Origin of the sequence: Desulfovibrio sp. X2 (assembly GCF_000422205.1) — a bacterium.
Classification (GTDB): Bacteria; Desulfobacterota; Desulfovibrionia; order Desulfovibrionales; family Desulfovibrionaceae; genus Alkalidesulfovibrio.
This window is the reverse complement of the sequence record NZ_ATHV01000004.1, coordinates 36,130-58,888: the sequence shown is the minus strand read 5'-3', so window position 1 is coordinate 58,888 and position 22,759 is coordinate 36,130. Positions and strand designations below refer to the sequence as shown.

The following is a 22,759-nucleotide window of genomic DNA, read 5'->3' as shown; positions in this document are numbered from 1 at the left end:
TCCTGGCCGCCGTTAACCTGTCCGCCATTCTCTCCGCTCACGGTGCTCCTCCAAAAGGGCCTCTATGCGCTCGCAAAAACACGCCGCGTGGCGGGTGATGTCTTCGTCGCAGTCCATGTGCACGTCCAGCTGCCGGGTGTAGCCGATGAGCCCCCCGAGCAGCATCATGCGCTCCACCATACGCTTCTTGGCGAGCTTCTTCACCCGTCCTACCACCAGGTCGCCGCGGACTTCCACCCGAAAATCGGTGGATTCCAGGATATCGCCGATGCATTTGGCGCGGCGCGAGCGGCGGGCCATGTCCGTGACCCCGCCCAGGAAGCGGAAATAGATGTAGTTGTCGTTGATCTCCGGGGTGATGAAGGCGTCTATGAGCGTGAAGTGGTAGCCGAGGCGCAGGTTCAGGTTCATGTAGGAGCGCGAGACCACGGCCAGGTTGCGCTCCGAGCGGTCCGTGGCCGCGGCCGCCGCGGTGGTGCGCGTGAAGCTGGACATGAAGCTCTTCAGATCCACGGGCGCGGGCTCGGTGGACCACATGTCCGAGGCGGTCAGCCCCTCCAGCAGGGCGCGCAGGGGGATGGAGGTCACGTCCTCGCTCGTGGCGTCGGCCTCGGGATCGAGCGGCGCGAGGCCGTCCTCGATGTCGATGACCGTGAGGCCGAGCGGCAGCTTGGTGACCAGGTGGCGCGGCGTGGCGTCGGAGAAGTTTTCGCCCCGCTCGGAGAGTCCGATCAGCTCCTCCACGGAGCGCTCGTGCACGAAGCGGGTGATGTCGTGGTAGGTGCGGCACTCCGCCGGGTTGAAGCTCGCGGCGTGCGGGTCGTGCAGGTGCAGCGGGGTGATGCGCCGCAGCACGCGCCGGAGCAGCCGGTACTCGTAGGCGTCCTCGAAGACGTCCACCTCGGTCAGCTCGTAGCGGCACAGCTCGCCCAGCGCCCCGCGGTAGACCGCGTTGGTCGAGGCGTCCAGGGTGATCTCCTCGCCGGTCTTCAAAAGCTTGGTGGCCATGCCCGTGCCGACCACCGTGGGCACGCGGTACTCGCGCGCGATGGTCGCCATGTGGCCGGTGGGCGAGCCCACGTCGGTGATGATGCCCTGGGCCTTGCGCATGACCTTGGCGAAGCGCGGCGAGGTGTAGCGCGAGACGAGGATGGCGCCGTAGGGGAACTCGTCCAGGTCCTCGTGGCCGTGCACGACGAAGACCCGGCCCACGGCCACGCCCCGCTGCACCACCGTGCCCCGGCCCTGGAACACGACCTCCGCGTCGCGCGTGGCCTCCTCCGGACAGGGCGCGAACTCCGGCAGCCTGGAGCGCATGTTGAGCGGCCTGGACTGCAGGATGTTGAGCGTTCCGTCGCGGGTGAAGGCCCACTCCACGTCCTGGGGACGCTTGTAGAAGCGCTCGAGGGTCATGGCCGCCTGGGCCAGGCGTTCGAGCTGCTCGGGAGTGAGGCTCTGCACGTCCCGGCGCGCCTCGGGCACGTCCTCGTAGGCGGTGCCGCTCGCGGAAGACAGGATCATGGCCTTGGCCTTGTGCGCGATCTCCGCTGAGTGCACGGGATAGGGCGAGCTGCGGCCGAGGATGAAGGTGTCGGCCTCGCCGGTGCCGTCCACCACGGGCGCGCCCAGGCCCCAGGCCGCGTTCACGACCATGACCTCGCGCTCCTGGCCCACCGGGGCCAGGGTGTAGAGCCCGCCGCTGACCGCGGCCTCGACCATGAGCTGGCAGCCCACGGGCATGACCATCTCGTGCTCGCGGTAGCCGCGGTGCAGCCGGTAGCGCCAGGCCATCTCGGAATAGGCGCTGGCCAGCACCGTGCGGTAGGCGGTGAAGAAATTGTCGGGGGTGACGTTCAGCACGGTCTCGTACTGCCCGGCGAAGCTCGATTCCGAGTCCTCGCCCCAGGCGCTGCTGCGCAGGGCCATGTGCAGCTCGCCCCGGCCGTTGCGCCGCGCGAGCTTGTCCAGGGCGGCGTTGACCGCGTTGCGCAGGGGCTTTGGGATCTTGCCGCCCAGGATCTGCTCGCGCACGTCGTGGCAGAGCTCGGAGAAGACCGCCTCGTCCTCGCCGTCCCAGGCCTTCAGCCGCGTCTCGATGAGCTCGGGCAGGCCGTTTTGCGCCATGAAGTCCATGAAGGCCTTGGCCGTGACCACGAAGCCGTCCGGGGTCTCCATGCCGAGCACGTTGCGCACGTCGCCGAGCACGGCCAGCTTGTTGCCCGCGGACTCGAAGAGGTCCGAGCTCAGCTTGTCCAGGTCGAGGACCAGGCTGACCTCGGGCATGGCGTGGCGCCCGGCGAGCTCCTCGTGGATCTCGTGCTGGATGTTCGCGAACACGGCGAAGAGGCCGTCGTTCTTGTTGCGCGCCAGCACGCTCAGGTCCGAGATGAGCTTGAAGACCTGGTCGCCCAGGGTCTCGCAGGCGGAGACGATGTACTGCCGGTCGAAGACGTACTCGCCCCCCAGCTTGTCGCCCATGTCCCCCATCTGCTCCAGGATGCGGTTGTTGCGTTCCAAAATGGTACGGAACGTCTTGAAGAGCACCCCGAAGTGGAGAGGAGCCTTGCGGCGCCGCCAGAAGGCGAGCACGTCCAATAGACCGGAAAGCGAAACCATACTGCTAGTGGGCTCCCTTGCTCTGGAAGACCAGGCCGATGGCCAGGCCGCTCAGGAGGGCGATTATGACCGCCAGGACGCCGTAGAGCAACCCCTGGGAGAAGGCCATGCGGGCCAGGAACTCGGGCGCTCCCACGAGCTTGGCCGTGATCTCCTGGCGCGCGCTGGCCGCGACCTTGCCGTCGCACACGGCGTGGACCTCGACCGTGTAGGTGCCCGGGGCGAGGCGCGAGGGCAGGGCGATGTCCGCCGCGAAGGTCTGGCTTCCGTCGGCCGGGGTCAGGGTCACGTCGCCCTCGGTCTGGCGGTAGAGCTTCTCCGTGCGCTTCATGTGCAGGAGGTCGCCGATCAGGGACTTGGCGCCCTCGTTGCCGCCGTGCACCCCGATGGAGGCCTTCAGGCCGTCAAGCCCCAGGCTGTCGCCCGCGGCGCCGAGCTGGCCGAACTCCGTGGAGGACTGGGCCAGGAAGACGCTCGGCACGTCGGTGAAGGTCAGGGAGTCGAGGTTCATCCACAGGAGGCCGAAGATCTTGCCCTTGGCCTTCATGTGCACGTCCTTGGGCTCTCCCAGGAAGCGGATCACGGCCTGGCAGCCGGCCGGGATGGTGCCCTCGACGTGCAGGGGCATGCCGTTGTAGGTCGTGCCGATGTCGATCTGGGCGGGAGCGAGCGTCAGCGTGGCCGCGCCGTCGGCAAAGGCCGGGACGGCGGCGAGCAGCAGGGCGCAGAGCGCCGCGAGGATGGCGATGTTGTGAGATGTCCGCTGCATGGCTAGTGTCCTCCCACGTAGGCGAGCAGAATATCAGGCCTGGCCAGGAGTTGGTAGAGCATCTTGCCCATGACCACGAGCACGAGACTCGCGAGCAGGATCTTCAGCTGGTCGCCCTTGAGCTTGCGGCCGATCTTGGTGCCGACCTGGGCGCCGATGGCCGAGCCGATGAGCAGGAGCAGGGCCAGGACGAAGTCCACGGTGTGGTTCTCCATGGACTGCATGATGGTCACGTTGATGCAGGTGAAGAGGATCTGGAACAGGCTCGTGCCCACCACGACGTGCATGGGCATGCGCAGCAGGTAGACCATGACCGGGACCATGATGAAGCCGCCGCCCACGCCCATGATCGCGGAGAGGATGCCGACCAGGGTGCCGAGGATGAACGGGATGATGGCCGAGATGCGCACGCCGGAGCGCACGAAGTCCATCTGGAAGGGCAGGGCCTGGAGCATGGCGCCGAAGGCGGACTTCTTCTTGGGCTTGGGCGCGCTCTGGGCGCCTGCCTTGTCCTTGCGCATGGACTGCAGGCTTTCCACGAACATGTAGCCGCCCACGATGCCGAGCATGAGCACGTAGGTGATGTTGATCAGGAAGTCGGCGTTGCCGAGCTGGCGCAGGATCTTGATGATCTGCACGCCGATGGTGCCGCCGAAGACGCCGCCCACGAGGAGCAGGATGCCCATCTTGAAGTCCACGTTGCCGAGGCGGAAGTGGGCCAGGGTGCCCGAGGTGGAGGCGCCCACGATCTGGTTGGAGTCCGAGGCCGCGGCCACGGTGGGCGGAATGCCCAGCATGATGAGCAGAGGCGTCATCAGAAAACCGCCGCCGACGCCGAAGATGCCCGAGAGCAGGCCCACGGCTCCGCCCAGGCCGAGAATCGAGAGCACGTTGACGCTGTTCCCGGCGATGGGCAGGTAGAGATGGAGAGGTAGACTCATGTTGACTCCCTTGCCGAACCTTGTCCGGTTTTTCGAGGGGTGACGATCTCGACCCTGCAGGAAACGCGGTGCAGTATCTTGCGCAAGGCCGCGGCATCGCGATCGGCACGGCCGTCGCTGCCTTCGGACCCTTCCGCGATCAGGAGGGTTATCCTGTTGTGTTCGATGAAACGGATTACCTCTTCAGCATAGACACCCTCCGTTACGAAGTAGTCGATCTGTGCACCTTCGGCCTTGGCCGTTTCAATCTGGGATTCGAGACGCTTGCGGATGGCCCCGGGACCTGCCGGGTCGCCCGGGAGAGCGGAGGCTGCGGCCGCCGGAGAGTCCGGCCCCGCAAGGGCCAGGACCAGCAGCACATAGATTTTCGCGGCTATGCGGCCGGACAGGAAGATGGCGTGCGACAGCGCCTCGAAAGCGCCGTGTCGTTCATCCATGGGGACCAGTATGCGTTCCATCATCGCCTCGTAGTGATCTCTGCCCTGAAAGGAGCAATGAAGGTGCCATTCTTGTAATATGCTTTAATTGTTTGGTTAGTCTGTTTCCGACGGGCGAAAAACAGGCTCCATTGTTTCAGATTGAAATTGACACGCTTTTCACGTGTGCGATCATGTCTCAAGTTGAAACATAGAATTGCCGAATAAATTGGTCCGAATCCGCGTTTTTTCGCGATCGGACGGTCTGGAACGAAGATTGCTGCCCCGGCGCAGAGGCTGGGGAGAGGCGCGGCGCCCGCACGGCGCCGCGAAAAGGTGAACCGCCGACGGCCGCGCAGCAGTCCGGCAGACAGGGGAGGCGACGTGTCCATCTTCAACCACGGCAGCACGCAACAGGGACACCAGGCGGGCAGCGCCGCGCCGGGCGAGGCCGGGAAGCGCCGCGGCGCCTGGAGCCTCTACGGCTCCATCAAGGGGCAGTTCCTCATCGTCTTCGCCCTGACCTTCCTCTCCGTGAGCGCGCTCACCGCGCTGAACCTCTGGAGCCTGACCACGGTCAAGAACCGCCTGCTCCTCGGCGAGCGCTACGACGACATGGTCAACGACATCCTCGAGGTCCGGCGCTTCGAGAAGAACTTCCTGCTCTACGGCGATCCCGGCAACCTGGAGGAGAGCGGCGACTACCTGCGCCGCATCGACGCCGTGGTCGCCGAGCTCACGCCGGACATCGCGGACGTCTTCGGCAAGGAGGCCATGGCCCGCTTCGCCGCCTCGCTCGCCGCCTACGAGGAGACCATGACCTCGCTCGCGCCCGCGGGCTCCAAGAGCCGCGACGAGATCCGCGCTCAGGGCAAGGACCTCCTCGACCAGGCCATGCACTTCCTGACCTACAAGCGCGAGCGCATCCACGAGACCATCGTGCGCACCTCGCTCCTGCCCTTCGCCTTCCTGGCCGTCTTCATCTTTCTCATGATCCTGGTCATCAAGCTCGTCTCCCAGGGGCTTCTGCGCCCGCTCGCGGTCATCCGCCTGACCACGGCGCGCGTGGCGCGCGGCGACTTCAGCCCCATCGTCTACGACGCCCACCGCATCGGCGAGGTGGCCGGGCTCATCGAGGCCTTCAACCGCATGGCCCACGAGCTGGAGGCCAACCAGGAGGACCTGCTGCAGGCGCGCAAGATCGCCGCGCTTGGCACCTTCACCGCGGGCATCGCCCACGAGCTCAACAACCCCATCAACAACATCTCGCTCACCGCCGAGACTCTCCTCGAGGAGCACGGCGAGACGCTGGACGAGGACGGCCGCGAGCTCGCAGGCGACATCGTGGTCCAGGCGGAGCGCGCGGGCGACATCGTGCGCAACCTCCTCGACTTCTCGCGCACCGAGAAGCCCGCCTTCATGAACCTCGCGCCGATCAACGTGGCCCGCAGCACCGCCAACCTCGTCAAGAACCAGGTCATGCTCTCCGGCGTCACCCTCTCGCTTGACGTGCCCGAGGACCTGCCCAGGGTCCGCGGCAACATGCGCAACCTCCAGCAGGTCTTCATGAACCTGCTCCTGAACGCCATGCAGGCCACGCCCTCGGGCGGGGCCATCGACTTCTCGGCCCGGGACGCCGGAGACGGCCACGTGCGCTTCGACGTGCGCGACACCGGCCAGGGCATCGCCGCCGAAGTGCTTGAACACATCTTCGAACCCTTCTACACCACCAAGGAGGTCGGACGCGGCACGGGCCTCGGCCTTGCCGTGACCTATTCCATCGTCAAGCGGCACGGTGGCCGCATCGAGGTCGAAAGCGAACCGGGCAAGGGCAGCACCTTCAAGGTCTACCTGCCCAAAGCCCCGCCCGAGGAGTCGGAATGACTGAAGAATTGCTGACCACGGTCCCGGCACGCATCGCCGTGGTCGACGACGAGATACCCGTGTGCAGGAGCCTCAGCCGCGCCTTCGGCCGCGACGGCTTCGACGTCGAGGCCTTCACCACGGGCAAGGCCTTCATGGAACGCATGCGCGCCCGGCCCTTCGACGTGGTCCTCTCCGACCTGCGCCTGCCCGACATCACCGGCATCGAGCTGCTGCCCCAGATCAAGGCCGAGCACAACGACACCGAGGTCATCATCATCACCGGCCACGGCGCCATCGACACCGCCATCGAGGCCATGCGCGACGGCGCGTTCCACTACGTGACCAAGCCCGTGAAGCTGGCCGAGATCCGCGCCCTGGTCCAGGGCGCGATCGAGAAGATCGCCATGCGCCAGGAGAACGCCCGCCTGCGCGAGGCGCTGAAGGACGGCGGCATGGGCACCATCGTGGGCACGAGCCCGGTGGTGCAGCGCCTCTTCTCGCTCATCAGGAAGATAGCGCCCGTGGACTGCAACGTGCTCATCCAGGGCGCCAGCGGCACGGGCAAGGCCCTGGTGGCCCGCGCCATCCACAAGCTGAGCGGCCGCAAGGACCACGCCTTCGTGGCCTTCAACTGCGGCGGCTTCACCGAGGAGCTCATCAGCAGCGAGCTCTTCGGCTACGAGAAGGGCGCCTTCACCGGCGCCGCGGCCACCAAGATCGGCCTGCTCGAATCCGCCAACGGCGGCACCGTCTTCCTCGACGAGATCGGCGAGATGCCGCTCTCCATGCAGGTCAAGCTGCTGCACGTCATCCAGGAGCGGCGCATCCTGCGCGTGGGCGGCACCAAGCCCATCGACCTCGACATCCGCGTCATCGCCGCCACCAACAAGGACCTCAAGAACGAGATCGCGGCGGGCGCCTTCCGCGAGGACCTCTACTTCCGCCTGAACGTGGTCAACATGGTCATCCCGCCGCTCTCCGACCGGCGCGAGGACATCCCGCTGCTCGTGCGCCACTTCATGGAGAAGTACAGCCTCTCCTTTAGGAAGCCCGTGGCCGCCATCCACCCCCAGGCCCTGCACATCCTCCAGAACTACAGCTACCCCGGCAACGTGCGCGAGCTCGAGAACATCGTCGAGCGCGCCGTGGCCCTCACCGACTGCGACCAGATCAGGCCCCAGGACCTGCCCCAGGACCTGCAGCAGCTGGAGTTCGACACGCTCGACGGCGAGGCCCTGCCGAGCCTCGACGAGGTCGAACGCCGCTACATCGCCACGGTCCTGGAAAAGACCGGCTACAACAAGGGCCTCGCCGCCCAGATCCTCGACATCCCCCGCACCACCCTGTGGCGCAAGCTCAAGGCCTACGGGATCGACTAGACGAGAAGGGGAGAGAGGGGAGAGGGAGAAGATGCCTCCGGCGGCCAGAGAGGGGCTGCGCGCCCCTCTCTGGACTCTCCCGCGCCAGGCTGAGCCTGGACCCGTTTCGCTTGCGCTGCGCCGGGCGATCGGGGGGGAGGAGGCCTGGGCGTGCGGGGGCGTGCCGAAAGGGAAGGGGGCTCGCAAGATCGTCCAAGACCCGGCGCCGGGCATGGCTTATCTTTGAGCCATCACGAAACGCACAGGCGCGCGCGGCGCGCCGGGAGGAGAAGATGGCGATGCAGGACAGGACGGAACATTCGGGAGAGCGCATGGCCCGGGGACGGATGGGGTTCGAGGGGGAGACGGTGGACGCGGCGGCCATCGCCTGGACGCCGCATCCCTCCTTTGCCGGAGTGCGCATGAAGCATCTCGTGCGCGGCGAGAGGACCGAGGGGCGACTCTCCTGCCACCTGGTGCACGTGGCGCCCGGGTGTTCCCTCGACGCGCACACCCACGCGGGGCAGTGGGAGCTGCACGAGGTCGTGGCGGGCGGCGGACAGGTCCAGGTCTTCGGCAGGCGGATGGACTACGCGCCCGGCAACGTGTGCGTCATTCCCATGGGCGAGACCCACGAGGTGCGCGCCGGGGAGGAGGGGCTGTGGCTGCTGGCCAAGTTCTTCCCCGCGCTGCTCTGATCCCGGCCGCGACCGGCGCCTCGGCCGACGCATCTGCCGCCGCCTCGGCCGGTGCCGCGGCCGGTGCCTCGGGAAGACGGCCGGTCATGCCCGCGGCCACCCCGCGCATCCGCTTCCTGGACGCGCTCGGTCTGCCGGGCGTGCACCTCGTGCTCGCGCGCGGGGTGTCCGGCCGCTTTCCCGCGCACGCGCACGACGACTTCTGCGTCGGAACGGTGGAGGCCGGACAGCGTGTCATCAGCCTGCACGACCGTTCCTTCCTCGCGCCGGAGCACGGCCTGTTCGTCGTGAACCCCGGCCAGCGCCACGTCTGCGAGGCCCTGGGGCCGCACGGCTACAGCGTGCTCGCCCTGGCGCCCGGCCGCCTGGCCGAGTTGTGCGCCGCAATGGATTGCCGGGCGTCGGCCGCGCCCCGTTTCGAGGCCCTGTGGATCGCGGACAGGTCCCTGGAGCGCGCCTTCCGCCGTCTGATAGGCCTGCTGACGCGTCCGGCCGAGGCGCTGGAGCGCGAGGAGGCGCTGCAGTCGTTTCTTGCCGCGCTTTTCGCCCATGCCGCGCCCGGCCTCATCCCCGCGGTTTTGCCCGGACGTCACGGCGCGGCCGTGGAGCGCGTGGCGGAATACATCCGGGAGCACCACGCCGAGTCCCTGCGCCTGGACGACCTCGCGGCCCTGGCCGGTCTCTCGGCCTTCCATTTCCAGCGCGTCTTCCAGCAGGCGACGGGCCTCTCCCCGCACGAATACCACACGCGCGAGCGCATCCGCCGTTCCCGCGCGCTGCTCGACGGCGGCGCCTCCCTGTCCGAGGCCGCCCTGGCCGTAGGTTTCAGCGACCAGAGCCATCTCGCGCGGGCCTTCAAGCGCCTGATGGGCATCCCGCCCGGCGCCTATCGCCGAAACCACGGCTGACCGCTCCGGCCGAACGGCCGCGCATTCCCGCCTTCTTGCCTGTCCCTCCCCGGGGCGGGTCACTCCGTGCCGAGCGCCTTGGCCGCCAGGGCGAGGGCGGTGAAGGGAGGCGCCGCGTCCTCCTGGAGCTTTCCCGAGGCGAGGCGGTACGATCGGACGAAGGCGAGCCCGACGTAGACGAATCCTGCGCGCTTGGAGAAGTATCTGGGCTCCGCGAGCAGGATGAAGACCTTCGTGCCGACGGACAGGCGCAGCAGAAGCCTGTCCTTCTCGAACATGGTGCCCACGCAGGTGGTGTTGGAGATGTACAGGCCGATGCCGGAGGCCGAGATGTTGCACACCCGGGCGGCGAGGCCCGGGCCGTTGCCGCAGGTGAGCTCGGGCCCGGTCCTGGGGACGGGGACCTCGCCGCGCGGGCAGGTCCAGAGGTCCAGCTGGACGTCGGCCTGGGGCTCCAGCCTGTAGCGCGTGTGGCGGCGCCGCTGCCACTCCTCGAACTCCCTGTGCGCGAGGCAGGAGAGGTGGGGCTCGCCGCGGTAGTTGAAGAACTGGCCGTCCATGTCGGCCTCGGAACGCAGGAACATGGTCCTGCCCCTGGCCGCCGGATCCGGCAGCGAGCAGAAGAGCATGACCTCGCGGCCGAGAAGGAATCTTTCGTGCGGATGGCGCCTGAAGAGGACGCTGCCGTCCTGGATGAAGGCGGGATGCAGCCTGAATGTCGGGCCGTCGTCGCCGACGATGACGTCGATCGCCCTGCGTTTCTGGATGAGGGTCCGCAGGATGCCTCCCGCGGAAAAGGTCCTGGGGCGCGATTCCTCGTCGCCCGCCGTACGGTTCCTGCGGCTCCGGGCAAGCCCGAGCCTTCTGAAGATGCCATACATGACGCAGCCCCCCTGCGCTCACAGCCTTTTCGGTACTGTCCTCCTGACTCCCCTGAACGATGGCGTAACCCGGCGTTCCCCTTGCGGACCTTGCAACCGCTGCCCGCACGCCGCTCCTGTGGCTCAAGACCGCCTTTTGCCGTGTTCCCGTGCGCGCCTTGCGGCGTTTCTGGTCACGCGGCGTGACTTTTCTGCCTGCGATCTTACCCGGTTAAGTGCACCGGCTTTGCGCCCGAGTCAACCATGCCTCCCCCTTTTCCCCGTGCCTTTCTTAATCCCGAAAGGGTCCTCTTCACGACGGAAGAGCAGGAAGGCGTGCCCGGGGGAGCGCGTTCTGCCGGTCCCGATGCCTGGTGAGACCCCGGACGCGATTTGGATGGGCGGCCTATGGCCGAGGCGGGACGGTTTATACGGCGGTCGCGGACAATGGCGTCGCGGCGCTTGGCCGGGACCGGTCGCCCGCGGCGTCCGTCCGGCCCCGCGAAGCGCGCCGAAAAGTTTCGGGGATGAGGAGGAGGGGTGCGGGGAGGAGGAGAAGGATCCTTTCCAAAGGGTCCTTCTCCTCCTCCCCGCTTCTCTTGCTGCTTACTTCTTCGTCTTCATCTCCACCGGCTCCGGCGCGGCGAGGCAGGCTTCCTTCAGGGCCTCGTCGACGGAGGGGTGGGGGAAGACGAATTCCTCGACCTGCTCGCGGGTCCAGCCCTGGCGGACCATGACCTCGGCGAGGGAGACGAGGTGGGAGGCGGCGTGGCCGATGGCCGTGGCGCCCGCGATGCGGCCTTCGTCCCAGACGATCTTGACGAAGCCGGTGGTGCTGGCGTGGGCCTGGGCCAGGGGATTGGCGGCCATGGGAAAGCGCGAGATCTGCGGCGAGCGGCCTTGGGCCAGCAGCTCGTGGGCCATGCGGCCGGTGCGCATGATCTCGGGCGCGCCGTAGATGCAGGAGGGGAGGCCGGTGTCGGCGTAGGGCGCCGGGGCCTTGCCCAGGAAGTGGTCCACGGCGTGGGCGGCCTGGTGCTCGGCGGCGTGGGCCAGCATGGCGCGGCCGTTCACGTCGCCCACGGCGTAGATGGAGTCCGTGGCGCGCAGGTGCTCGTCCACGGCGACGAAGCCGCGCGGCGTGAGGCTTATGCCCGCCTTGGCGGGCACCAGGGGCTCCACGGCCGGGCGGCGGCCGATGCAGACAAGGGCTTTCTCGGCCGAAAGCGTCTCGCCGGATTCGAGGGCGAGGTGGGCCGCGCCGTTCTCGGTGCGCAGGGAGGCCACGCGCGCACCGAGCTTCACGGTCCACTTGCGGCGCTTGCAGACGCGGGCGAGCTCGTCGGAGACCTCGGGGTCCTCCCAGGGCACGAGCTGGTTCAGGGCCTCGACCACGGTGATCTGCGCGCCCAGGCGGTCGAAGATGCGGCCCATCTCGATGCCGATGACGCCGCCGCCCACGATGATGAGCGAGGCCGGGGGCGTGGTCAGGTCGAGGAGCTGGTCCGAGTCGAGCACGGCCTGTCCGTCCGGCCGCATGGAGGGCACGAGCGTGGAGACCGAGCCCGCGGCCAGGAGGCAGTGCCTGAAGGGCAGAACGTGGACGGCGTCCTCGGCCGTGAGCTCCACGGCGTTCGGCCCGTCGAAGCGGGCCAGCCCCTGGCGCAGCGTGACGCCCGCGGCGGCGAGCCTCTGGCCCATGGCCTTGCGCGTGGCGGCCAGGAGGCGGTCCTTGCGGGCCTGCAGCGCCGCGAGGTCGATGGCGATCTCGCCCGAGGCGGCCTTCATGCGCGCCTGGTCGGCCAGCTCCTCCACGGGCGCGGTGCCCGCGAGCAGGAACTTGGTGGGGATGCAGCCCCGGTTGAGGCAGGTTCCGCCGAGCTCGGCCTTCTCCACGAGGCAGACGTCGAGCCCGCCGGCCGCGGCGCGCAGCGCCGCATTGTAGCCGGCGGGCCCGCCGCCGATGACGATCAGATCGTGTTCCATTCGTCCCGTCTTTATTCCGTCTCCGCGGCCTAGCCGAGGTCGGCGATGTCCATCTCGCGGGCGGCCTTGGTCTCGTCCAGGCGCCGCACGGGCAGGGTCACGGGCGCGGCCTGGATGGCCTCGGGCTCGCGCGCGGCGTGGTCCAGGATGTCCAGCAGGTCGTCCACGAAGCGGTCGAGCGTCTCCTTGGACTCGGTCTCCGTGGGCTCGACCATGATGCATTCCTTGACGATCAGCGGGAAGTAGACCGTGGGCGCGTGGTGCCCCTTGTCGAGCAGCGCCTTGGCGATGTCCAGGGCGCGCACGCCCGACTTCGCCTGCTCCACGGCCGAGGCCACGAACTCGTGCATGCAGGTGCGGTCGTAGGGGATCTCCAGGGCCTTCTCGAGCTTCTTGCGCAGGTAGTTGGCGGCCAGCACGGCGTTCTCGGAGACGCGCGTGAGCCCCTTGCCGCCCAGGCGCAGGATGTAGGCGTAGGCCTTCAGGTAGACGCCGAAGTTGCCGTAGAACGGCGCCACGTAGCCGATGGACTTCGGGTGCTTGTAGTCGAGCACGAAGAGGCCGTCCTCGAGCTTCTTGACCCTGGAGACGGGCAGGAACTCGAGCAGCTTCTCGGACACGCCCACCGGGCCGGAGCCGGGGCCGCCGCCGCCGTGCGGGGTGCCGAAGGTCTTGTGCAGGTTCAGGTGCACCACGTCGAAGCCCGCGTCGCCCACGCGCATCTTGCCCAGGATCGCGTTCAGGTTCGCGCCGTCGTAGTAGAGCAGGGCGTCCTTCTCGCGCAGGAGCCTCACGATCTCGGGCAGGTTGCGCTCGAAGAGGCCGAGCGTGTTCGGGCAGGTCATCATCAGGGCCGCGGTCTCGTCGTCCAGGGCCTCGGCGAGCTTTTGCGGGTCGATGAGGCCGTCCACGGACTCGATGTTCACCACCTCGAAGCCCGCGAGCGAGGCGGAGGCCGGGTTGGTGCCGTGCGCCGAGTCCGGGCAGATGACCTTGGTCTTCTTGTTGCCCTTGGCGTTGTGGTAGGCGGCGATGAGCATGCAGCCGGTCAGCTCGCCGTGCGCGCCCGCCATGGGGTGCAGGGTGAAGCCGGCCATGCCGGTGATCTCGCAGAGCAGGCGCTCGAGCTCGTACATGACCTCCAGCGCGCCCTGGCAGTGGCGTCCGGCGCCCTGCAGCTGGGGCAGCACCGGGTGCAGCCCGGCGAAGCCCCGCAGCGCGGCGACCTGCTCGGTGAACTTGGGGTTGTACTTCATGGTGCAGGAGCCGAGCGGATAGAAGTTCGAGTCCACCCCGAAGTTCTTGCGCGACAGCTCGGTGAAGTGGCGCACCACGTCGAGCTCGGAGAGCTCGGGCAGGCGCGCGGGAGCGGCGCGCAGCACGTCCTGCGGCAGGTAGGCCTCGGGGGCCTTCTGCGGAGCGTCGGGCCAGACGCCTTCGCGTCCGGCGCGGGATTTGGCGAAGATGGTCTTCATGCCAGCAGCCCTCCCAGCATCTCGGCCATGACGCCGATGTCTTCCTTGGAGTTCTTCTCGGTGCAGGCCACGAGCAGGCAGTTCTCCAGCCCCTCGTAGTAGCGGCCGAGGGGGAAGCCCGGGACCACGCCCTTGGCCGTCAGCTTGTCGATGGCCTCGAAGGCGCCGATGGGCAGGCGCACGGCGAACTCGTTGCCGAAGGGCGCGTCGGAGAGGAGCGAGACCCCGGGAATGGCGGTCAGCCGCTCGGCGGCGTAATGCGCCCGCTCGATGCACACGGCCGCGGTGCGGCGCATGCCTTCCTCGCCCAGGCAGCAGAGGTGGACCAGGGCGCGCAGGGCGCACAGGGCCTGGTTGGAACAGATGTTCGAGGTGGCCTTGGCGCGGCGGATGTGCTGCTCGCGGGCCTGCAGCGTGAGCACGTAGCCGGTCTTGCCCTCGAGGTCCGTGGTGCGGCCCACGATGCGGCCGGGCATCTGGCGGACGAGCTCCTTGGTGCTGGTCATGACGCCGAGGTACGGCCCGCCGAAGGAGAGCGGCAGCCCGAGGCTCTGGCCTTCGGCCACGGCGACGTCCGCGCCCATGGCCCCGGGCGTCTTCAGCACGCTCTGCAGCACCGGGTAGGTGGAGAGCACGGAGACGGCCCCGGCCGCGCGCGCGGCGGCGAAGAGGTCCGAGAGGTCCGCGGCGGTGCCGAAGAAGTTCGGGTTCTGCACCAGCACGGCGGCCGTGTTCTTGTCGATGGCCGCGGCCAGTGCCTGGGTGTCGGTTTTGCCGTCGCGGTGGGGCACCGTGACCAGCTCGAAATTCAGGTTGATGGTGTAGGACGTGAGCATGATGCGGTAGATGGGGCTCACGCTCTCGGAGATCACGAAGCGGCGGCGGCGCGTCTTGCGCGCGGCCATCATCATGGCCTCGAAGATGGCCGAGCCGCCGTCGTAGACCGAGGCGTTGGCGCAGTCCATCTCCATCAGGCGGCACATGGCGCTCTGGAACTCGTAGATGGCCTGCAGCGTGCCCTGCGAGGCCTCGGGCTGGTACGGCGTGTAGGCCGTGTAGAACTCCCCGCGCGAGGTGATGGCGTCGACCACGGACGGGATGTGGTGGTCGTAGAAGCCGGCGCCCAGGAAGGACTTGAGTCCCGAGGCGTTCTTGGCCGAGAGGCCTTCCATGCGGGCGAGCACGGCCTGCTCGGACAGGCCGTCCGGCAGGTCGAAGCTTTTCGGCCGAAGCGCCGGGACGATCTCGGCGAAGAGGTCCTCCACGGAGGACGCGCCGATGACGGACAGCATTTCACGGACGTCTTCGTCCGTATGCGGAATGTAGGGCATGACGGCTCCGGGCCGCCGGAACGATTATCCGGCGGCGGAAAGCGGTTTCGGCTAGTGGGCTTCTTCCTCGAGCAGGCGCTCGTACTCCGGGGCCTCGAGCAGTTCCTCGGGGTCCTGGGAGAGGCGCACGCGGATCATCCAGCCCTCGCCGTAGGGGTCCTCGTTCACGAGGCCCGGGTTGTCGGCCAGCTCCTCGTTCACGGCGATGACCTCGCCCGTGACCGGGGCGTACAGCTCGCTCGCGGCCTTGACCGACTCGACGCTGCCCATTTCCTCGCCGTGGGCGACCTGCTGGCCGACCTCGGGAAGCTCGACGTAGGTCAGGTCGCCGAGCTGCTCCTGGGCGAAATGGCTGATGCCGACAGTGGCCTCGCCGTCCTCGACTCGGGCCCACTCGTGCGTCCTGGCATAAAGAAGATCGTCGGGAATCATTCGCTCCTCCTGCGATGTCCGGATGAAACGGCATTCGGGGGGCCCGGACGCCGCGGCGGCAGGGGTATCCCCAAACGCCACCCTATGTAAAGTGCCTTCCCGGGCGCCGCAAGCGTTTCCTTGCCGTCCCGGGGCGGCCCGTCGCCACTTGATTGTACGCCCCGGCCGGGCTATAGCGCGGCCATGCCGCACACCGACCCTGCCGAGTCTTCCCTTCCCGGCCGCGAGACCCTGACCCTCACGCTCGCCGGACGCACCTGGCGCATCGAGCGGGAAGGGGACCTGGAAACGCTCTGGAACTCCCTGGACGAGGAAACGCCCGACGCCGAGGACCACATTCCCTACTGGGTGGAGATGTGGCCCGCGGGCGTGGCCCTGGCCGCCATGCTGGCCGAGCGCAAGGACGAGATCGCGGGGCGGGCCTGCCTGGACGTGGGCTGCGGCCTGGCCGTGACCGCCCTCGTGGCCTCCTGGCTCGGGGCGCGCGTGGTGGCCTTCGACATCATGCAGGAGGCGCTCTCCTACGGCCGCGACAACGCCGCGCTGAACGGCGTGCCCCAGCCTCTGTGGCTGCGCATGGACTGGCGCTATCCGGCCGTGCGCAAGGGCGCCTTCCCGTTCATCTTCGGCGGGGACGTGATCTACGAGAAGCGCTTCTTCGAGCCGCTGGACGCGCTCTTCCGCCACGCCCTGGCCCCTGGCGGCCGGGTGTGGCTCGGCGAGGCCCGGCGCGACGTGTCCAAGCCCTTCCCGGACAGGTTCAGGGAGCGCGGCTGGCTCGTGGAGCGCGTCGGCCAGGAGAAGCGCACCTCGCCCACCTCGTCCATGACCGTGAATCTCTGGGAGCTCAGGTTGGAATAATGGCGAAAAAGGTAAATCCTACCGTCTATAATGCGCTTTCACTCGCATTAGCCAAAATTTATTGGTATAAAAGAGACTTCAGGCGATTTTTATCTCTTTCGCTCAGTGAATCATCCGTATTAAATGGTATCAATTGGGATGATATAAAGATCAACATAAGCGCGCAAATAGTTGAGCGTTTAGCCAAACATGAAGAGTTTTATAAAGATCTGACTTTTAATTTGATACAATGCGTAATTAATATCGAAGATTTTTCTCATTTGAAACAGCTTGATGATGGGCAGAAGAAAGAGAGAGAAGCTATTGAAGCAGTAAATGCACTTAAAAAGCTCACTAAAGAACATTTCGATAAAAAATCAGAAAGAGAACTATATGAAGAAAAATCAAAAATCGAGGTCGAGAAGCGTAAGCAGGATGAAATTTTTAATTCAAAAATGGATGAATTAAAATCTTTATTTTTTTTGCTTGGGACAGAAAAAAATAAGCAAAACAGAGGCTATGAATTAGAAAAATTAATCAATAGTTTGTTTGAAGTCTATGATTTATACCCCCGTGCTTCTTACAAAAGCGATTTTGATCAAATTGATGGTTCATTTGTATTTGAGAATATGGATTACCTGTTGGAGTGCAAATGGACAGAGAATCCATGCGCGACAAATGTCCTTGATATTTTTAAATCAAAGATCGGAAGATGTGCAGAAAATACATTAGGGCTATTAATTTCGATAAATGGTGTTGTAAATAATGCTATCGACGCTCATTCTGGGCAGAAGAGTCCATTGCTTCTAATGGATGGTGTGGATTTACTGGCTGTACTGGAACGTCGAGTGCGCCTTGACGATTTGCTTTTTCAAAAAAGAAGACATTCTGCTCAGACAGGTCGCATATTCTTCCCTGTGAGAGATATGGGAATGGTGAGGTAGACATATGGGACAGACCATCCGCTTCGGCGTTTCGCTCGACTCGGACCTGCTCGAGAAGTTCGACAAGCTGTGCGAGGAGAAGAGCTACCAGACGCGCAGCGAGGCCATCCGCGACCTGATCCGCAACACGCTGGTGCAGAAGGAGTGGGAGGACGCCGAGGGCGAGCTGGCCGGGACCCTGTCCCTGGTCTACGACCACCACCAGTCCGACCTGGCGCAGCGGCTGACCGAGATCCAGCACGACGCCCACGACCTCATCCAGTGCTCCATGCACGTCCACCTGGACCACCACAACTGCCTGGAGGTCCTGGTCCTGCGCGGGGACGCCGGACGCATCCGCGACCTGGCGCAGCGCCTCGTGGCCACCAAGGGCGTGAAGCACGGCAAGCTCGGCCTGACCACCACCGGCCACGACCTGGCCTGAGGGTTTGCGAAGAATATTTCCAGCATTCCAGAGGATTCAATACAGATGACGATGAAGATGAAGGACGTGCAGAGCGGCCCGGCCGACGTGGCCATGGCCATCGACCGCGTGGGCGTGAAGGGGCTCAAGGTTCCGCTCTCCGTGCGCGACCGCGCGCACGGCCGCCAGCAGACCGTGGCCGCCGTGGACCTGGCGGTGGACCTGCCCGCCGAGTTCAAGGGCACGCACATGAGCCGCTTCGTGGAGATCCTCGGCCAGTGGCGGGGCGACCTGGACTACGCCTCGTGCAAGGAGCTCCTCACCGAGCTGTGCGCGCGGCTGCAGGCGGGCTCGGCCCACGCCCGCTTCCTCTTCCCCTATTTCGTGACCCGCGCGGCGCCCGTCTCCGGCATCGCCGGGCCCATGCACTACGACTGCGAGCTGGACGGTGAGCTCAAGGCGGGCCGCATGACCTTCACCCTGCGCGTGGAGGTCCCGGTGATGACCGTCTGCCCCTGCTCCAAGGCCATCAGCGACGAGGGCGCGCACTCGCAGCGCGCCGTGGTGCGCATCGCCTGCCGCGCCAAGGGCTTCGTGTGGATCGAGGAGCTGGTGGACATCGCCGAGTCCTCGGCCTCGTCCCCGGTCTACAGCCTGCTCAAGCGCGAGGACGAGAAGCGCGTCACCGAGAATTCCTTCGCCAACCCATGCTTCGTGGAGGACGTGGTCCGCGCGGCCGCGAAAAGGCTGTCCGAGGACGAGCGCGTGACCTGGTTCAGCGTGGACGTGGAGAGCCAGGAGTCCATCCACAACCACGCGGCCTACGCCTCGATCGAGCTGTCGCGCCCCTGAGGAGCGGGCGGGCTTCTCCGCCCTTTTTCCGGAAAACAGCTTTTTTTCGGGCGCCCCCCTAAAGTTCGGCCCCCCGGCCTGCCGATACGACGTTTGACCGTCCTTGTCGGCGGCGCTAGTGTCGTGTCCGTGAAAAAGGTCGATACGCTGCGCAGGAGTCGCACGCGACACGTGAACCGGGCGAATGCACGGTTCAGCGGCCGTCGGCGGCGTGAGCAAGCCGAAAACCATGTTTTCGGCGCAGCGATCTTCCGCAAAATACGGCTTTGCGTATTTTGCGGACGTCACGCTAGAGTGCCTTGGGGGAGAACAGGGGACACGCCATGAGCATCGACGTCAACGTCCAGGCCCTGGGCGGCTTCGCGACCGCCGCAGCCGTGACGGCCAACAACGTGGCCAACTCGAACACGCCCGGCTTCAAGCAGTCGCGCACCGAGTTCGAGACCGGCCCGGACGGCGAGGGCATGCGCGTCGGCTCCATCGACGTGGACAACTCCCCCGGCCCCGCCATCCCCGCCTCGGGCCTGCCCGAGGACGGAGGCCCGGCCCGCCTGGCCCCCGGACTCATCGAAGGCTCCAACACCGACATCGGCACCCAGATGGTCGACCTCGGCCTCGTGCAGAACGCCTATGCGGCCAACGTCGCGGCCGTCCGCACCCAGGACCAGCTCGCGGGCACCGTGCTCGACATGATCGCCTGAGCCGCCGGGTTCCGGCCTCCTTCCCTCCCCGCTTCGCGCGACTTCCCCGCTTTCCCTCCTCCGTGCGCCGCACCGAGGCCCGGCTTCCGTTCGCCCCGTCCGGCGCCCGGGACCCCGGCTGCGCGTGTCGCCGCCGCCCCGTCTTTTTTCCTGAGCTTCTCGAAAAAAAGCGGCTTTGCCTTGAATCCGCGGCGGGGCAGGCGTATGGTCCGGAGAATCATTATCCCCTTTTGGTTCGCTCCGCGGCCTGAGCGCGGGGCAGGGGGAAAATCCTGCTCAAGAAAGGGAGAACGACCGCCATGAAAACCGCCGCCGGGAGCAAGGACAGGAAAGCGCGCATGCAGAAGGTCATCGAGGCCCTGAACAAGGCCCGGTCCATGGAGCTGCACGCCATCAACCAGTACATGAACCAGCACTACGGCCTGGACGACAAGGACTACGGGGAGCTGGCCGCGAACATGAAGCTCATCGCCATCGACGAGATGCGCCATGCCGAGATGTTCGCCGAGCGCATCAAGGAGCTGGGCGGCGAGCCCACGAGCGAGCCCGCGGCCAAGGTCGCCAAGGGGCAGGACGTGAAGGACGTCTTCCCCTTCGACGCCGGGCTCGAGGACAACACCATCGACGTCTACAACCAGCTCCTGCTCGTCTGCCGCGAGAACGGCGACAGCGGCAGCGTGAAGCTCTTCGAGCAGATCATCGACGAGGAGCAGCTGCACTACAACTACTTCGACAACGTCGGCGGGCACATCGAGACGCTCGGCGACGTCTACCTCTCCAAGATCGCGGGCACGCCCTCGTCCACGGGAGGCACCACCAAGGGCTTCGTGCTGAACGCCGCCGGAGGCGCCGCGGCAGGCTAGCCCTCTCGATCCCGGATCATGAGAAAAGGGGCGCCCCGCGAGGGGCGCCCCTTTTTTGCCGCGCAATGGACCGGGCGGGCTACTTGGAGCCCGGCATGACCATGTACTCCACGCGGCGGTTCAGGCGGCGTCCGGCCGCGGTCTCGTTGCTGGCCGCGGGCGAGCTCTCGCCGAACCAGCGGATGACCATGCGGTCAGGGTTGATGCCGTGCTTCTTGACCAGGTATTCCTTGGCGGCCATGGCCCGGCGCATGGACAGGCCCACGTTGTACTTCTCGGTGCCGATGCTGTCGGTGTAGCCCGAGGCGTAGAAGGTGGAGGAGGGGTCGGCCTTCAGGTCGGCCGCGGCCTTGTCCAGCATCTCCTTGTCCCAGGCCCTGAGGTCGGACTTGTCGAAGGCGAACCAGATGGTGTGCACGGGCACGTAGGTCGTTCCACTCGGCTGGACGATCGCGGTGAAGGGCGCCAGGGCGCAGATCTGGCCGGTGCAGACCTCGGGGTTGCGCACCGCGTAATCGAAGTCCACGTTCAGGGAGCAGGGGCTGGCCTTGGCGATGGAGTCGAGCATCTTCTGGCCGTCCCGGTTCTGGGCCACGCTGACGGTCATGAAGCAGACATTGTACTTCGCGGCCAGGCCCTTGGCGATCTTGACCGGGTTTCTCGTGTCGGTGTTGCGGCCGTCGGAGAAGATGATGACCACGGTGCGGCCGGAAAGCGTCTTCAGCATGTCGCCGACCTTGAGCATGGCCTCGCCGAGCGGCGTGGGCGCGCCGAAGGCCTGGCCGCCCGGGATCTCGGTGGGCAGCGAGTCGATGGCCTGGCGGTAGCCCGCCTTGTCGTAGGAACCCAGGGGGTAATAGGCCTTCCAGGGCGTGAAGGTGTACAGCCCCGCCTTGTAATTGAAGTCGGGGATGTCCGCGTTGAAGGCGCGCAGCAGATCCTCGGCCGCGAGCAGCTTGGTCGTCTTGGAGGGCGCGTACTCACCGGCCATGGAGCCGGAGGAGTCGAAGAGGATGATGAAGTTGTCGGCCGTCTGCACGTACTGGCCTTTCTGGATCAGGGGGCTCGGTCCCTTCTTCTCCATTGTCTGGCCCGGAGGCGTCAGGGGCTGGCCGGTCGCGCCCTGGGGGCGGCTCAGGACGGTTTTGCTCTGGGCCCCTGCCATGGCCGGAACGGCCAGCAGGAGAGCCAGGGCCGCGAAGGTGAGTGCGAACCTTTTGGCGAACATGGCGAGGCTCCTTTGGTTGACGGTGAAAACCGGAAAAGTTTTTTCAGTATTGCCATTGTAAAATGGAATCGCGGGAAAATGTCAAGGAGAGGAAGAGGCAAAGGAAAAATCATATTGATCCGCGCGGGGAGTGCGCATTTGCCCTTGACTTTGCGTCATACTATTGACACCAGTTGGTGAATGCGCGCCGTGTGGGGGCACGCGCCGTATTTCATCCGGGAGGCGCTCCGCATGGAGTTGAACGTCGAGGGTATCATCGGCGCGAGTTCTGGGCTCAAGGAAGTCTTCAAGATCCTGGCCAAGGTCGCGCCCACCGACTCCACGGTCCTGATCACGGGCGAATCCGGCACGGGCAAGGAACTGCTCGTGCGGGCCCTGCACAGGAACAGCCACCGCCGCGATCATCCCTTCGTGCCCATCAACTGCGGGGCGATCCCCAAGGAACTGCTCGAATCCGAGCTCTTCGGCCACGAGAAGGGCGCCTTCACGCACGCCGTGCGCACGAGGCCCGGCCGCTTCGAACTGGCCCAGGGCGGAACGGTCTTCCTGGACGAGATCGGCGAGATGGACCTCTCGCTGCAGGTCAAGATCCTGCGCGTGCTCCAGGAGCGCGAGTTCGAGAAGGTCGGCGGCGCCAAGGTCCAGAAGGCCGACGTGCGCGTGGTGGCGGCCACCAACCGCGACCTGGAGAAGGAAGTGGCCGAGGGCCGCTTCCGCGAGGACCTCTTCTACCGCCTGAACGTCATCCCTCTGCACCTGCCGCCCCTGCGCGAGCGCGGCGAGGACGTGCTGCTCCTGGCCGACTACTTCCTGGACAAGTTCTGCCGCCTGCGCGAGCGGCCCCGCCTGGGCATGGACCCCGAGGCGCGGCACATGCTCCGCGACTACTCCTGGCCGGGCAACGTGCGCGAGCTCGAGAATTTCATGGAGCGCATGGCCATCCTCTGCGAGGGGGCGGAGATCGTGCCGCAGGACCTGCCGGAGAAGATCTGGCGGGACTCCGGGCTCGAGCGGCCGCACCCCGAGCCCGCCCCGGCCGCGCCGCAGGGCTTCGTCTGGCCCACGCTGTCGCACCTGCGCGAGCAGGGGCTCGGGCTCAAGGAATTCCTGGACTCGATCGAGGAACGCCTCCTGGTGGAGGCCCTGGGCGAGGCGGGCGGCGTCAAGAACCAGGCCGCCGAACTGCTCGGCATCAAGCGCACCACGCTCATAGAGAAACTCAAGAAACGCAAGCTGGACGCGAACTGAGCGGGGCCCCGGGGGTGGAAGGCG

Annotated in this window: 21 protein-coding genes; 11 read left to right on the top strand and 10 right to left on the bottom strand. The window is 66.4% G+C overall.

Annotated elements, in window-relative coordinates; translation table 11 throughout:
- Nucleotides 1-12 precede the first annotated feature (12 nt).
- From DSX2_RS01750 to DSX2_RS17895, 4 genes are read right to left on the bottom strand one after another with little or no spacing between them, the layout of a single operon-like run.
- Nucleotides 13-2,616, bottom strand: coding sequence for a PEP/pyruvate-binding domain-containing protein (locus DSX2_RS01750; protein WP_020879307.1), 2,604 nt, complete (start codon nucleotides 2,614-2,616; stop codon nucleotides 13-15).
- Between the two features lie 4 nt (nucleotides 2,617-2,620).
- Complete coding sequence (locus tag DSX2_RS01745; protein ID WP_020879306.1) at nucleotides 2,621-3,385, bottom strand: TIGR02186 family protein; 765 nt, start codon at nucleotides 3,383-3,385, stop codon at nucleotides 2,621-2,623.
- A gap of 2 nt (nucleotides 3,386-3,387) precedes the next feature.
- Complete coding sequence (locus DSX2_RS01740; protein ID WP_020879305.1) at nucleotides 3,388-4,326, bottom strand: sulfite exporter TauE/SafE family protein; 939 nt, start codon at nucleotides 4,324-4,326, stop codon at nucleotides 3,388-3,390.
- Nucleotides 4,323-4,784 (bottom strand): universal stress protein, encoded by a 462-nt coding sequence (locus DSX2_RS17895; RefSeq protein WP_020879304.1) that lies wholly within the window; start codon nucleotides 4,782-4,784, stop codon nucleotides 4,323-4,325. The genes DSX2_RS01740 and DSX2_RS17895 overlap by 4 nt, the downstream gene beginning before the upstream one ends.
- A gap of 342 nt (nucleotides 4,785-5,126) precedes the next feature.
- Here DSX2_RS17895 and DSX2_RS01730 point away from each other — a divergent pair, with 342 nt between their 5' ends.
- The 4 genes from DSX2_RS01730 to DSX2_RS01715 all read left to right on the top strand — a co-directional run bounded on the left by DSX2_RS01730 (nucleotide 5,127) and on the right by DSX2_RS01715 (nucleotide 9,572).
- Entirely contained in the window at nucleotides 5,127-6,626 is a 1,500-nt protein-coding gene (locus tag DSX2_RS01730; RefSeq protein WP_020879303.1) for a sensor histidine kinase, read from the top strand.
- Nucleotides 6,623-7,987, top strand: a complete 1,365-nt coding sequence (locus DSX2_RS01725; protein WP_020879302.1) for a sigma-54 dependent transcriptional regulator — start codon at nucleotides 6,623-6,625, stop codon at nucleotides 7,985-7,987. The genes DSX2_RS01730 and DSX2_RS01725 overlap by 4 nt, the downstream gene beginning before the upstream one ends.
- 311 nt (nucleotides 7,988-8,298) lie before the next feature.
- A complete protein-coding gene (locus tag DSX2_RS01720) occupies nucleotides 8,299-8,664 on the top strand; it encodes a cupin domain-containing protein (protein WP_152512807.1) in 366 nt (121 codons plus the stop codon).
- 86 nt (nucleotides 8,665-8,750) lie between these two features.
- Nucleotides 8,751-9,572 (top strand): AraC family transcriptional regulator, encoded by an 822-nt coding sequence (locus tag DSX2_RS01715; protein WP_020879300.1) that lies wholly within the window; start codon nucleotides 8,751-8,753, stop codon nucleotides 9,570-9,572.
- A gap of 59 nt (nucleotides 9,573-9,631) precedes the next feature.
- Here the strand turns inward: DSX2_RS01715 and DSX2_RS01710 are convergent, their stop codons facing one another.
- From DSX2_RS01710 to gcvH, 5 genes are all read right to left on the bottom strand, one after another.
- Nucleotides 9,632-10,453 carry a hypothetical protein gene (locus DSX2_RS01710; protein ID WP_020879299.1) on the bottom strand — a complete coding sequence of 274 codons (822 nt, stop codon included), beginning with the start codon at nucleotides 10,451-10,453 and terminating at the stop codon, nucleotides 9,632-9,634.
- 585 nt (nucleotides 10,454-11,038) lie between these two features.
- Complete coding sequence (locus tag DSX2_RS01705; protein ID WP_020879298.1) at nucleotides 11,039-12,418, bottom strand: NAD(P)/FAD-dependent oxidoreductase; 1,380 nt, start codon at nucleotides 12,416-12,418, stop codon at nucleotides 11,039-11,041.
- A gap of 29 nt (nucleotides 12,419-12,447) precedes the next feature.
- The gene (gene gcvPB, locus DSX2_RS01700) at nucleotides 12,448-13,893 is read right to left on the bottom strand and encodes an aminomethyl-transferring glycine dehydrogenase subunit GcvPB (protein ID WP_020879297.1); all 1,446 of its coding nucleotides are present in this window, start codon (nucleotides 13,891-13,893) and stop codon (nucleotides 12,448-12,450) included.
- On the bottom strand, nucleotides 13,890-15,224 hold the full coding sequence (gene gcvPA, locus DSX2_RS01695) for an aminomethyl-transferring glycine dehydrogenase subunit GcvPA (protein WP_020879296.1): 1,335 nt from the start codon (nucleotides 15,222-15,224) through the stop codon (nucleotides 13,890-13,892). Before gcvPA ends, gcvPB begins: the two co-directional genes overlap by 4 nt.
- A 51-nt stretch (nucleotides 15,225-15,275) precedes the next feature.
- Complete coding sequence (gene gcvH, locus DSX2_RS01690) at nucleotides 15,276-15,656, bottom strand: glycine cleavage system protein GcvH (protein ID WP_020879295.1); 381 nt, start codon at nucleotides 15,654-15,656, stop codon at nucleotides 15,276-15,278.
- 183 nt (nucleotides 15,657-15,839) lie between these two features.
- Here gcvH and DSX2_RS01685 point away from each other — a divergent pair, with 183 nt between their 5' ends.
- The 6 genes from DSX2_RS01685 to DSX2_RS01665 all read left to right on the top strand — a co-directional run bounded on the left by DSX2_RS01685 (nucleotide 15,840) and on the right by DSX2_RS01665 (nucleotide 20,259).
- Nucleotides 15,840-16,517, top strand: coding sequence for a methyltransferase (locus DSX2_RS01685; RefSeq protein WP_020879294.1), 678 nt, complete (start codon nucleotides 15,840-15,842; stop codon nucleotides 16,515-16,517).
- Nucleotides 16,517-17,440, top strand: a complete 924-nt coding sequence (locus tag DSX2_RS18180; protein WP_152512806.1) for a hypothetical protein — start codon at nucleotides 16,517-16,519, stop codon at nucleotides 17,438-17,440. The genes DSX2_RS01685 and DSX2_RS18180 overlap by 1 nt, the downstream gene beginning before the upstream one ends.
- Nucleotides 17,441-17,444: 4 nt before the next feature.
- Nucleotides 17,445-17,864, top strand: a complete 420-nt coding sequence (nikR, locus tag DSX2_RS01680) for a nickel-responsive transcriptional regulator NikR (protein ID WP_020879293.1) — start codon at nucleotides 17,445-17,447, stop codon at nucleotides 17,862-17,864.
- Nucleotides 17,865-17,921: 57 nt separating this feature from the next.
- Entirely contained in the window at nucleotides 17,922-18,695 is a 774-nt protein-coding gene (folE2, locus tag DSX2_RS01675) for a GTP cyclohydrolase FolE2 (RefSeq protein WP_084486383.1), read from the top strand.
- 323 nt (nucleotides 18,696-19,018) lie between these two features.
- Entirely contained in the window at nucleotides 19,019-19,396 is a 378-nt protein-coding gene (locus DSX2_RS01670; RefSeq protein ID WP_020879291.1) for a flagellar basal body rod C-terminal domain-containing protein, read from the top strand.
- Between the two features lie 299 nt (nucleotides 19,397-19,695).
- A complete protein-coding gene (locus DSX2_RS01665; RefSeq protein WP_020879290.1) occupies nucleotides 19,696-20,259 on the top strand; it encodes a bacterioferritin in 564 nt (187 codons plus the stop codon).
- A 79-nt stretch (nucleotides 20,260-20,338) separates the two neighbouring features.
- Here the strand turns inward: DSX2_RS01665 and DSX2_RS01660 are convergent, their stop codons facing one another.
- Complete coding sequence (locus tag DSX2_RS01660; protein ID WP_020879289.1) at nucleotides 20,339-21,487, bottom strand: OmpA family protein; 1,149 nt, start codon at nucleotides 21,485-21,487, stop codon at nucleotides 20,339-20,341.
- A gap of 231 nt (nucleotides 21,488-21,718) precedes the next feature.
- Between DSX2_RS01660 and DSX2_RS01655 the strand changes: the two genes are divergently transcribed.
- On the top strand, nucleotides 21,719-22,735 hold the full coding sequence (locus DSX2_RS01655) for a sigma-54-dependent Fis family transcriptional regulator (RefSeq protein WP_020879288.1): 1,017 nt from the start codon (nucleotides 21,719-21,721) through the stop codon (nucleotides 22,733-22,735).
- The last annotated feature ends 24 nt before the right edge of the window (nucleotides 22,736-22,759 follow it).